Source organism: Bilophila wadsworthia ATCC 49260, from assembly GCF_000701705.1.
GTDB classification, from domain to species: Bacteria; Desulfobacterota; Desulfovibrionia; order Desulfovibrionales; family Desulfovibrionaceae; genus Bilophila; species Bilophila wadsworthia.
Genome location: NZ_JNJP01000104.1, coordinates 1 through 9,627 on the forward strand (window position 1 = coordinate 1; position 9,627 = coordinate 9,627).

Sequence of the window (9,627 nt, forward strand, 5' to 3'; positions counted from 1 at the left end):
AAACTTTCTCCAGAAAGTTTCCCCTCCCCCTCCCCCTCCCCAATTTTACTTGTACTCCCTGCCGCACCAGAGGACGCGGCCGATGACGCGGAAGGCGTCCTCGCAGTCGCCCCGGGTGTCGAGTTCGACGGGCGGGTAGGCGGCGTTGGTGCTTTTGAGGATGACCTTGCCGGGGAGGATGTCGATGCGCTTGAGATAAATGGCCTCATCGAACCCGATGGCATAGAGGCGTCCGGGGGTGACGTCGCGCTTGCCCTGATCGATGAGCACGATGTCGTTGTCCATGATCTCCGGTTCCATGCTGTCGCCGGAAACCCGCATGAGCACCATTTCCCGAGGATTGCCCTTGCGGTGCAGGAAATCGCTCCGGAAAGCATAGCTGCGCTCCGAATCGCCGCCGACCTCGAGGCTGCCGTGCCCGGCGGACAGGCGTGCCTCCACCATCGGGATCATGATCAAATCCACGTCGCACGAGGGCATCGGCTCGGCAAGCTCAGGCTGCGGAAGGGGCCGAGGCGTTTCATTTAGGCCGGAAAAGGGAGCCTCTTGGAGGACATTGCCCTGTCCCGTCAAAATCCAGCTTGGTGAAACGTTTAATTTTGAGCATAAGGATTCCAATACTTCATACCCCGGCAGGGCGCGCCCTTTTTCGTAACCGCGCAACGTATTCACATTGATGCCGACACGATCGGCAAATTCGGCCTGTGTGGCGCTTCCGCGCAAAAAAACGAGTCGATCGGCGATGCTGCTCATGGCGTCTCTGCGCCGTGGAGGCGCTCCGGGTTGAAGTGAACGGAGATCGTAAAGAAATGTTGTAATGTTTTTGGCTGTTAAGTCAATAAATAAGTTTTTGCGTCAAAAAATGATTGTAAAAGAACTGATTTTGACGTAAGGATCTCATTGCGAACGGTCGTGTACAACCTCTTTCCTTTACCTTCACCAAGCTATCCGGTCAACAATTCGGTCTGCCCCCGCGCCGCAAGCCTTCGGGCAATACGCGCTCAGGGCATTGTTTTCCATGCCTTTCCACGCGAGGAGGAGAGGTACATCTTTTACCTAATAGGGATTCATATGGAACACATGGCGAAGAATCGGGAGCGGCGCAGCGCGTCTTCGGAGATGTTTCCCGGGCAGGCCCGGACACGGGGGCAGGGCGTGAATGAATTGGTTGAACTGATTGGCCTTCCGGCGGCGATCGAGCTCATCAGGGCCAAGGGCGGGACAAGTTTTTCCGTTCCTCTCGGCATCACGCTGCGTGGGCAGGAACAGCGTGAAAAATTGGTGCAGATCATCGGCCGCGAACAGGCTACCAAGCTGATCGGGCGCTACGGAGGCACGACGCTGTATATCCCCACCTGCCGTCAGGCTTTCGTGGACACGCGGGACAGGAACATCAACCTTGAACGTGACGAATTGGCCCGTGAAGGGCTTTCCGAACGGGCGCTGGTGTCCGTGCTCGCCGTGCGGCACGGGCTCTCCGATCGCCAGATCTGGCGCATTTTGAAGAAGTCCGGCCCGGTGAGGCCGGATATGGCGGCCTGCGCCGCCGCGCGCCGCATATCCCGCTCCAGCGCGAGGTGCTGACATCCTTCAATCTTTCCTGAGGCCTCCTTTCGGGCATGGTAGGTTTTGCGGGCCGACGACGGTCCCGCGCCATACCACAGGAGGTCTTATGGGATTCTTCAGGCTTCTTCTCCGTCCCCGTTGGCGGCTGTTTTTCTTCGGGCTGGTTGCGCTGGGGCTTCAGATCGCATTGTTGCTGATCAGCCCGGCGCAAGTGCCCGTTGTCCTCTACAAGCTGGCCCTCGTCATGCTTGCCGCTATCTTGGGCATGTTCTTCGATGTGGCCGTGTTCCCTTTCGCCACTCCCGATTCCTATCTTGACGACGACTGGAAGCGCGCCCCCGGAGCCGTGCGGCTTCGGTGCGCCGATTTCGCCATCGCCAAGGGCTACCTCTGGCCTTTCGTCATGGCCTGCCTGCGCCGCGCCGCCGTGGTCGCGGCTTTCGTCGTGGCCGTGTCCGTGGGGCTGTGAGCATGGGGGAGATGGGGAAACGCCCGCGAAAGGGCGGTTCCCGCATGGAGAGGTCGCACATGATGATTCGCATGGTTTTGATGATGGCGCTGCTGTCCGCGCCGTTTCCGCAGCCGGGGCTGGCGTCGGATATTCCGCGCGCGGCTGAACGGCATCGGGCGGAACTCATACGGGTTTCCCGCGCCGTATGGGGGTTGGAAGCTCCCGTGGCGGTGTTCGCCGCGCAGGTGCACACGGAAAGCTGGTGGCGCAACGGCACTGTGTCCTCGGCGGGGGCGCAGGGCTTGGCGCAGTTCCTGCCTTCCACGGCGGAGTGGCTGCCGCGTGCCGTCCCGGAACTGGAACGGGAGGCCGGCCGGCCCGCGCCGTTCAATCCCGGCTGGGCGCTCCGGGCGCTGGTTTCCTATGACAAGTGGCTGTGGGATCGGCTGAACGGAGCCGATGCCTGCCAGCGTATGGCGTTCACGTTGTCCGCGTATAACGGCGGGATCGGCTGGGTCGGCAGGGACCGGAAGGAAGCGGAGCGGCAGGGCCGTGATCCGGCGCGCTGGTTCGGACAGGTGGAAAAGGTGAATGCCGGGCGGAGCGCTTCCAGCCTCCGTGAAAACCGCCGCTATGTACGGCTGATCCTGCTTGAGAGGCAGTATTGGTATCGCAAGGCGGGGTGGGGGCCCGGCGTCGGATGCGGAGGGGGCCATGACTAGGAACGTGCTCGCCGTAGGGCTGTTATGTGCGGCGTGCTGCGCCGCCGGGTACGTCCGGGGGTTCGGCATTGCGGAAACGCGGGGCCGTGTTCTGCTTGCGGAACAGGCCGAAGCGTCCGCCAGCGAACGTGAGGCGCTGGCCGTTGCGGCGGCGGAAGCGGAGCGCCTTGCCCGCCAGAGGCTGGAGGCGGAAACCGAACGGGCCGCCGCCATTGCCGGGGAACTTTCCGAAACCCGCAACCGCCTTGCCGCCGAACGGCAGGCGTTCACGAGGAGGATGGACCGTGTTGCCGAAGATGCTTCCCGCCATTGCGCTGGCCTGCCTGCTGGCTGGGTGCGCCTGTACAACGAAGCCCTTGGTCTTGCCCCCGCCGCCCCCGAAGCTTCTGCCCTTGCCGCCGGAATTGGCGCGCCTGCCGGAAGCGCCTCCGCCACTGGCGCCGGGGTACGGTCGGGAGCATCCGTGATGGTCAGCCCGGAGGATCTTTTGGCCCACGCGCGGGATTACGGCGGCTATTGCCGGAACCTGCGCGCTCAGGCCGAAGCCCTGCTTGCCGTGGAAAAAGGGCGGGAGGGCAGGCCATGACGCAGGCCGCGCTGCAATTCGATGCGCACACCCTGCTGCTTGGCCTGCTCGGGATGGTTTGCGGCTTTCTCGCCTACTGGGGAACCCGGCTGGAGCAGCGGGTGGACGAATTAAAGGCCCGCCAGTGCCTGCTGGCCGAGGAGATGCACAAGAGCTACGTGCCCCGCGAGGACTGCCGGGAGCGCACGGCGCAGATCCTCGGCGGGCTGGAGCGGGCGGACGAAAAACTGGATCGCATCGCGGACGCGATCCGTACCGGGGGGCGCTGACATGCGCGGAAAGCGCCGGAACTCCCCCGAGCTTCCGGACGCCTCTGCCGGGACACCGGAGGAACGCCGGGAACGGGCCCGGCAGGACTTCACCTTCTTCCGGCGGGCGTATTTTCCGCATTATTGCCTCGTCGGGGGGGATTCCCGGCTTCACGAATGGCTGGATGCGGAACTGCCCCGCATGGCGGATGCGCCCGAAGGCGTGCGGCTGGCGATTGCGGCCCCGCGCGGGGAGGCCAAGAGCACGTTCGTTTCGCTGTTTTTCGTGCTGTGGGCCGTGCTGACCGGGCGCAAGCACTACATTTTGATCATAGCCGACGCGCTGGAGCAGGCCGCGTCGCTGTTGGGTGCGGTCAAGGACGAACTGGAGTTCAACGAGGCGTTGAAGCGGGATTTTCCCGGGGCTGGCAAGGGGCACGTTTGGAACGTGGGAACGGTGGTCACGCCGGGGAACGTCAAAATCCAGGCGCTCGGCGCGGGCAAGCGTATGCGCGGGTTGCGGCACGGGCCGCACCGCCCGGATCTGATTGTCCTTGACGATCTTGAAAACGACGGGAACGTGGACAAGCCGGAACAGCGCGACAAGCTCCAGTCGTGGCTTCAGAAGACGGTACTCAATCTCGGCGCGGCGGACGGGAGCATGGACGTGGTCTATGTCGGTACGCTGCTGCATTACGATTCCGTGCTGGCCCGCACGCTCCGCAAGCCTTTGTGGAAGGCCCGGACGTTCCGTTCCATCCTGCGCTGGCCGGATCGGATGGATCTTTGGGATGAGTGGGAAAGCCTTTTGTCGTCGCGCGGCGAGGCGGAGGCGCGGCGTTTTTACCGTCAGCACAGGGCGAAGATGGAGGCCGGGGCTGAAGTGAGCTGGCCCGCGTCGCGCCCGCTGTATCGGCTCATGTGCCTCCGTGCCGAGGATCGGGAGGCTTTCGATTCCGAGCAGCAGAACGATCCCTTGTCTGCAAACGAGGCGCCGTTCAACGGGTGCATCACCTTTTGGGTGGACCGGAGCCGGGATTGGCTGCTGTTCGGAGCGGTGGACCCGTCGCTCGGCAAACAGGGCGCGGGGCGTGACCCTTCCGCGATCCTCGTCGGCGGCTTCCTCCGCGGGAGCATGACGCTCGACGTGGTGGAGGCGAGCATCCGCAAGCGGCATCCCGATCGCATCATTGAGGATGTGATTGCCCTGCACGATGTGCATCATCCGTTGCTTTGGGGCGTGGAAGCCGTGCAGTTTCAGGAGTTTTTCGCCCATGTCCTGGTGCAGCGGGCGGCGGAGCGCGGGATTGCCCTGCCGGTGCGGCCTCTCGTCAACAGCGCGGACAAGCTGCTGCGCATCGAGTCGTTGCAGCCGCACATGGCGCAGGGGCGGATCCGGCTTCATGTCTCCCAGCAGGCGCTCATCGATCAGTTGCGGCATTTTCCCCGGGCCGATCATGACGATGGGCCGGATGCGCTCGAAATGCTTTGGCGTCTGGCATCCACCGGATTCGTCAGCATGGGCGACGCCTACATCCGGATGCCGCTGGAAAGGGAGTGGGGCGATGACGGGGAGGATGGAAGATGGGGAGGGGGGAGGGGCCCCTTCTGAAGAAGGCTTCCCCTCCCAAACCTGCTGGCGCGGCTCGCGTCCCCTATCCCCTCGAAGCCTTTCGGCTGGTGGGGAGGCGGCCCGGTGGGAGTACCGTTGGATAGGGATGGGGCAAGGTGCGGCAGGTTTTTACGGTGAAAGAAGCTGTTCCATAAAGGCTGTGAACCGTCAAACGGGATTGCGGGCTTTACGGGCTGAGTCAACGCGGCGGCTTTGGGGCCGTTGGAGGCATTCATGAAAAAGATACGGCGATTGCAGACGCAGGGGGAAGGCCCGCGCATGTTGGCGTTGGAGCCGCAGATAAATCTGACGCACGGGCTGACCCCGAAGCGGCTGCGGGGCATTCTGGAGCTTGCGGATCAAGGGGACATCCTTGAACAGCATTTGCTGTTCGCGGATATGGAAGACCGCTGCGAGCATCTCGCGGCGGAAATGGGCAAGCGCAAGCGGGCGCTGCTGACGCTGGACTGGGAGATCCTGCCGGGCCGCGTCAACGATGCGCGGGCCGCCCGGATTGCGGCGGCGGTTCGGGAACAGTTTGATGCCGTCAACGGTTTTGAGGACCTGTTGATGGATCTGGCGGACGGCATCGGGCACGGGTTTTCCGCCTGTGAGATCGAGTGGGACTATCGGTACGGGCTGCATCTTCCCGCCGCCTTCCATTTCCGCCCGCAAAGCTGGTTTCAGGTTTTGCGGGAAGACAGGAACCAGCTGCGTCTGCGGAACGGCAAGCCCGACGGGGAAGAACTCTGGCCTTTCGGCTGGATCGTGCATACGCACCGCTCCCGGTCCGGTTGGCTGCCGCGCTGCGGGCTGTTCCGCACGGTGGCGTGGGCGTATTTGATCCGCAGCTACGCGCTGGAGGCGAACATCCGCTACGTGCAGGTCCACGGCCTGCCGTTCCGTCTCGGGAAGTACCCGCCCGGCAGTCGGGAGGAAGATCGGCGGGCGCTGTACAACGCCCTGCGGACGCTCGGGCAGGATGCGGCGGGCATCATCCCGCAAGGCATGGATATCTTGTTTGAAACCCCCGCGTCCTCTTCGCAGGATCTGGCGGGTGCGTTGATTTCGCGCTGCGAACTCGGCATGAGCAAGGCCATCCTCGGCGGCACGCTGACCTCGCAGTCCGACGGAGCCGCCAGCACCAACGCCCTCGGGCGCGTGCACGATCGGGTGCGCCGCGATTTGACGATTTCCGACGCCATGCAGATAGCGTCCACGCTGTCGCGTCAGCTTCTCGCTCCGTTGGCCGTGCTGAACTGCGGCGTCAGCGATCCGCGCCTGCTGCCGTGGTTCCGGTTCGATACGCGGGAGGCCGAGGACATCGCCACGTTCGCACAGGCGCTCCCGGCGCTGGCCTCGGTGATGAAGATTTCGGCTCGCTGGGCGCACGACAAGCTCAAGATCCCGGAAGCCGAAAACGAAAACGATATATTGGGGGCTTGGAGGGCGTGACGCCGTCCCTCCCATAAAACGGAAGCCCGTCTTCGGAGAGAAGACGGGCTTTATCATGCGCTCCGATCATGCCTTGGCGAAGAACTGCCTGAATAGCTCATCCTGCTCCGGGTTGTGGACGACATAGCCCACGGCGACCTTGTTCCCCGTAGCGGCAATGATCTTGTCGGCCCATTCCTTTCCGAACGCTCCGCAGACCTCGATAGCACCCACGCCGTTCTCGGCGCAGGCCACGGCCCGCTTGAGGGCTTCCTCGAAGCTGGTGACCGTAAAAATATAGCTGATCATATGTTCCGTCTCGAATACGGCGGTATCTTTGGCTGTGTCGAACTCTTTTCCCATGAGCAGGAATGCGAATTTCTTTTTCATGCGGCCTCCATCGGCTCTTTGCTTTTCCCTGTCATATCAGGAAAACCCTGTCTCTCACAATGCGGCCCGTGCCCTTTTCTCCGGTGGTACCGTCACCTCACCCTCTCCTTGACTATATGAAGATTTCTTTATATAAAACCATCCGTTCATCTTGATACATCTGTAACCCTTTGAAACCGCATGTCCAACGCTATCCGCTATTTCAAGGCACTGTCCGACGAAACCAGGCTGAGGCTTACCTATGTTCTTGAACGGTATGAACTTTCCGTCAATGAACTGGTAAGCATCCTCGAAATGGGCCAGTCGCGGGTTTCGCGCCACCTCAAGATCCTGACCGAAGCGGGGCTGCTTTCCTCGCGCCGGGACGGGCTGTGGGTGTTTTATTCTTCTGTGAAGGAAGGGGAGGGCGCCGCTTTTCTGAAAGCCGCCATGCCCTTTCTGGACGAAGACGCCGAAATGCGCGCGGACGTGGAAATGGCCGCCAGGATCATCGAGGACCGGGCGCTCAAGACGCGGCAGTTCTTCAATACCATCGCCGAACACTGGGATACCCTGAGCCGCGAAGTGCTCGGCGGGTTCGACCTCGCCGGGGCCGTGTGCGACACGATGCCCGAAGGCTGCGATACCTCGGTGGATCTGGGGTGCGGGACCGGGATCGTGCTGGAACGGATGCGCGGGCGCGCCCGGCAGATCATCGGGGTGGACGGCTCGCCGAGGATGCTGGAGCTTTCCCGGCGGCGGCTTGCCGGGGTGGAAGGGGAACCCGAGGGCGTCTCGCTGCGCATCGGGGAACTCAGCCACCTTCCGCTGCGGGACTGCGAGGCGGATTTCGCCAGCATCAATATGGTGTTGCACCACCTGTCCAACCCGGAGAATGCCCTTGCCGAAATCCGGCGCGTGCTGCGTTCCGGCGGGCTGCTCGTGGTGGCGGATTTTGATCGGCATACTCAGGAAAGGATGCGTCTGGACTACGGGGACCTGTGGCTCGGATTCGATGAAGCGACCATGGCGAGGCTGCTGCACGCGGCGTCTTTCGAGGTCGTTTCCACTACCCGTTACCCCGTGGAACAGGGGCTGGCGCTCAATCTCACGCTGGCCCGACGCCTGTAACATACCAACTTTATGGAGACACTCATGTCCAACGCGAAGCCTCTCGATCTGTCGCTGCCCTATCAGGTGGCGGATATCAGCCTTGCCGACTTCGGCAAGAAGGAAATGCAGCTTTCCGAGCGCGAAATGCCCGGCCTGATGGAACTCATCCGCCGCTACGGCGACAAGAAGCCCCTCAAGGGCTTCAAAGTCATGGGCTCGCTGCACATGACCATCCAGACCGCCATGCTCATCAAGACGCTGTACGAGCTCGGCGCGGATATCCGCTGGGCGTCCTGCAACATCTTCTCCACGCAGGATCACGCCGCGGCCGCCATCGCGGAACTCGGCTACGCCAAGGTGTTCGCGTGGAAGGGCGAAACGCTTGAGGATTATTGGTGGTGCACGGAAATGGCCCTGACGTGGCCTGACGGTTCCGGCCCGGATCTCATCGTGGACGACGGGGGGGACGCTACCCTGATGATCCACCTCGGCGTGGATGCGGACCGCGATCCTTCCGTGCTCGACAAGCCTTGCGATTCCAAGGAAGCCCGCGTTCTCATGGATCGCATCATCCTCGGCCACAAGACCAACCCCGGCCACTGGACCAAGGTGGCGGCGAAGGTGCGCGGCGTGTCCGAAGAGACGACCACCGGCGTTCACCGCCTGTACCAGCTCTCGGAACAGGGCAAGCTGCTGTTCCCGGCCATCAACGTGAACGACTCCGTGACCAAGTCCAAGTTCGACAACTTGTACGGCTGCCGCGAGTCCCTCGCCGACGGCATCAAGCGTGCCACCGACATCATGATCGCGGGCAAGGTTGTGGTCATTGCCGGGTATGGCGACGTGGGCAAGGGCTGCGCCCATTCCATGCGCGGCTTCGGTGCCCGTGTGCTCGTGACCGAAATCGACCCCATCTGCGCTCTTCAGGCCGCGATGGAAGGCTTTGAAGTGACCACGATGGAAGACGCCGTGAAGGAAGGCGACATTTTCGTCACCTGCACCGGCAACTACCACGTCATCACCGGCGATCACATGAACAACATGAAGGACGAGGCCATCGTCTGCAACATCGGCCATTTCGACAACGAAATCGAAATGACGTGGCTTGAGGAAAATCCGGCCAACAAGCGTATCCAGATCAAGCCGCAGGTGGACAAGTGGGTACTGCCCAACGGCCGCTCCCTGATCATCCTCGCCGAAGGCCGCCTCGTGAACCTCGGTTGCGCCACCGGCCACGCCAGCTTCGTCATGTCCAACAGCTTCACCAATCAGGTGCTGGCCCAGATGGATCTCGCCGCCACGGATCACGAAGTGAAGGTGTACACGCTGCCCAAGAAGCTCGATGAGGAAGTGGCCCGCCTGCACCTTGCCCGCCTCGGCGTGAAGCTCACCACGCTTACCGAAGAGCAGGCTGCGTACATCGGCGTCTCCGTCGACGGCCCGTTCAAGTCGGATCTGTATCGTTATTAAGAGTGTGGATATTGGAGGGGGCGGGAGAAACTTTCTAGAGAAAGTTTCTCCCGCCC

The 9,627-nt window shown here is 62.5% G+C and carries 11 protein-coding genes; 9 read left to right on the top strand and 2 right to left on the bottom strand.

Annotated features, from left to right (window positions below; all coding sequences use genetic code 11):
* Positions 1–45: 45 nt before the first annotated feature.
* Positions 46–753, bottom strand: coding sequence for an XRE family transcriptional regulator (locus T370_RS0119430; protein ID WP_029436726.1), 708 nt, complete (start codon positions 751–753; stop codon positions 46–48).
* Positions 754–1,080: 327 nt separating this feature from the next.
* Here T370_RS0119430 and T370_RS0119435 point away from each other — a divergent pair, with 327 nt between their 5' ends.
* The 7 genes from T370_RS0119435 (at position 1,081) to T370_RS0119465 (ending at position 6,640) form a co-directional block, all read left to right on the top strand.
* A complete protein-coding gene (locus T370_RS0119435) occupies positions 1,081–1,584 on the top strand; it encodes a Mor transcription activator family protein (protein ID WP_248604293.1) in 504 nt (167 codons plus the stop codon).
* Positions 1,585–1,672: 88 nt separating this feature from the next.
* A complete protein-coding gene (locus tag T370_RS0119440) occupies positions 1,673–2,035 on the top strand; it encodes a putative holin (protein ID WP_005027997.1) in 363 nt (120 codons plus the stop codon).
* A 59-nt stretch (positions 2,036–2,094) separates the two neighbouring features.
* On the top strand, positions 2,095–2,739 hold the full coding sequence (locus T370_RS0119445) for a transglycosylase SLT domain-containing protein (RefSeq protein WP_029436728.1): 645 nt from the start codon (positions 2,095–2,097) through the stop codon (positions 2,737–2,739).
* On the top strand, positions 2,732–3,325 hold the full coding sequence (locus T370_RS0119450; protein WP_029436729.1) for a hypothetical protein: 594 nt from the start codon (positions 2,732–2,734) through the stop codon (positions 3,323–3,325). Before T370_RS0119445 ends, T370_RS0119450 begins: the two co-directional genes overlap by 8 nt.
* The gene (locus T370_RS0119455; RefSeq protein WP_005027993.1) at positions 3,322–3,594 is read left to right on the top strand and encodes a hypothetical protein; all 273 of its coding nucleotides are present in this window, start codon (positions 3,322–3,324) and stop codon (positions 3,592–3,594) included. The genes T370_RS0119450 and T370_RS0119455 overlap by 4 nt, the downstream gene beginning before the upstream one ends.
* Position 3,595: 1 nt before the next feature.
* Entirely contained in the window at positions 3,596–5,185 is a 1,590-nt protein-coding gene (gene terL / locus T370_RS0119460; RefSeq protein ID WP_029436730.1) for a phage terminase large subunit, read from the top strand.
* A gap of 234 nt (positions 5,186–5,419) precedes the next feature.
* Complete coding sequence (locus T370_RS0119465; RefSeq protein ID WP_029436731.1) at positions 5,420–6,640, top strand: phage portal protein family protein; 1,221 nt, start codon at positions 5,420–5,422, stop codon at positions 6,638–6,640.
* 66 nt (positions 6,641–6,706) lie between these two features.
* Here the strand turns inward: T370_RS0119465 and T370_RS0119470 are convergent, their stop codons facing one another.
* Entirely contained in the window at positions 6,707–7,009 is a 303-nt protein-coding gene (locus tag T370_RS0119470) for a DUF6506 family protein (RefSeq protein WP_029436732.1), read from the bottom strand.
* A 180-nt stretch (positions 7,010–7,189) separates the two neighbouring features.
* Between T370_RS0119470 and T370_RS0119475 the strand changes: the two genes are divergently transcribed.
* Both T370_RS0119475 and ahcY read left to right on the top strand, forming a co-directional pair.
* The gene (locus T370_RS0119475; RefSeq protein ID WP_005027988.1) at positions 7,190–8,119 is read left to right on the top strand and encodes an ArsR/SmtB family transcription factor; all 930 of its coding nucleotides are present in this window, start codon (positions 7,190–7,192) and stop codon (positions 8,117–8,119) included.
* A 24-nt stretch (positions 8,120–8,143) separates the two neighbouring features.
* The gene (ahcY, locus tag T370_RS0119480; RefSeq protein WP_005027987.1) at positions 8,144–9,571 is read left to right on the top strand and encodes an adenosylhomocysteinase; all 1,428 of its coding nucleotides are present in this window, start codon (positions 8,144–8,146) and stop codon (positions 9,569–9,571) included.
* Positions 9,572–9,627: the final 56 nt, after the last annotated feature.

Bases quoted from the DNA above. Each gene is read 5' to 3' on its own strand.
- T370_RS0119435 (WP_248604293.1), top strand. From the start codon at position 1,081: ATGGCGAAGAATCGGGAGCGGCGCAGCGCGTCTTCGGAGATGTTTCCC.
- T370_RS0119465 (WP_029436731.1), top strand. From the start codon at position 5,420: ATGAAAAAGATACGGCGATTGCAGACGCAGGGGGAAGGCCCGCGCATG.
- T370_RS0119430 (WP_029436726.1), bottom strand. From the start codon at position 753: ATGAGCAGCATCGCCGATCGACTCGTTTTTTTGCGCGGAAGCGCCACA.
- T370_RS0119440 (WP_005027997.1), top strand. From the start codon at position 1,673: ATGGGATTCTTCAGGCTTCTTCTCCGTCCCCGTTGGCGGCTGTTTTTC.
- ahcY (WP_005027987.1), top strand. From the start codon at position 8,144: ATGTCCAACGCGAAGCCTCTCGATCTGTCGCTGCCCTATCAGGTGGCG.
- terL (WP_029436730.1), top strand. From the start codon at position 3,596: ATGCGCGGAAAGCGCCGGAACTCCCCCGAGCTTCCGGACGCCTCTGCC.
- T370_RS0119450 (WP_029436729.1), top strand. From the start codon at position 2,732: ATGACTAGGAACGTGCTCGCCGTAGGGCTGTTATGTGCGGCGTGCTGC.
- T370_RS0119445 (WP_029436728.1), top strand. From the start codon at position 2,095: ATGATGATTCGCATGGTTTTGATGATGGCGCTGCTGTCCGCGCCGTTT.
- T370_RS0119470 (WP_029436732.1), bottom strand. From the start codon at position 7,009: ATGAAAAAGAAATTCGCATTCCTGCTCATGGGAAAAGAGTTCGACACA.
- T370_RS0119455 (WP_005027993.1), top strand. From the start codon at position 3,322: ATGACGCAGGCCGCGCTGCAATTCGATGCGCACACCCTGCTGCTTGGC.
- T370_RS0119475 (WP_005027988.1), top strand. From the start codon at position 7,190: ATGTCCAACGCTATCCGCTATTTCAAGGCACTGTCCGACGAAACCAGG.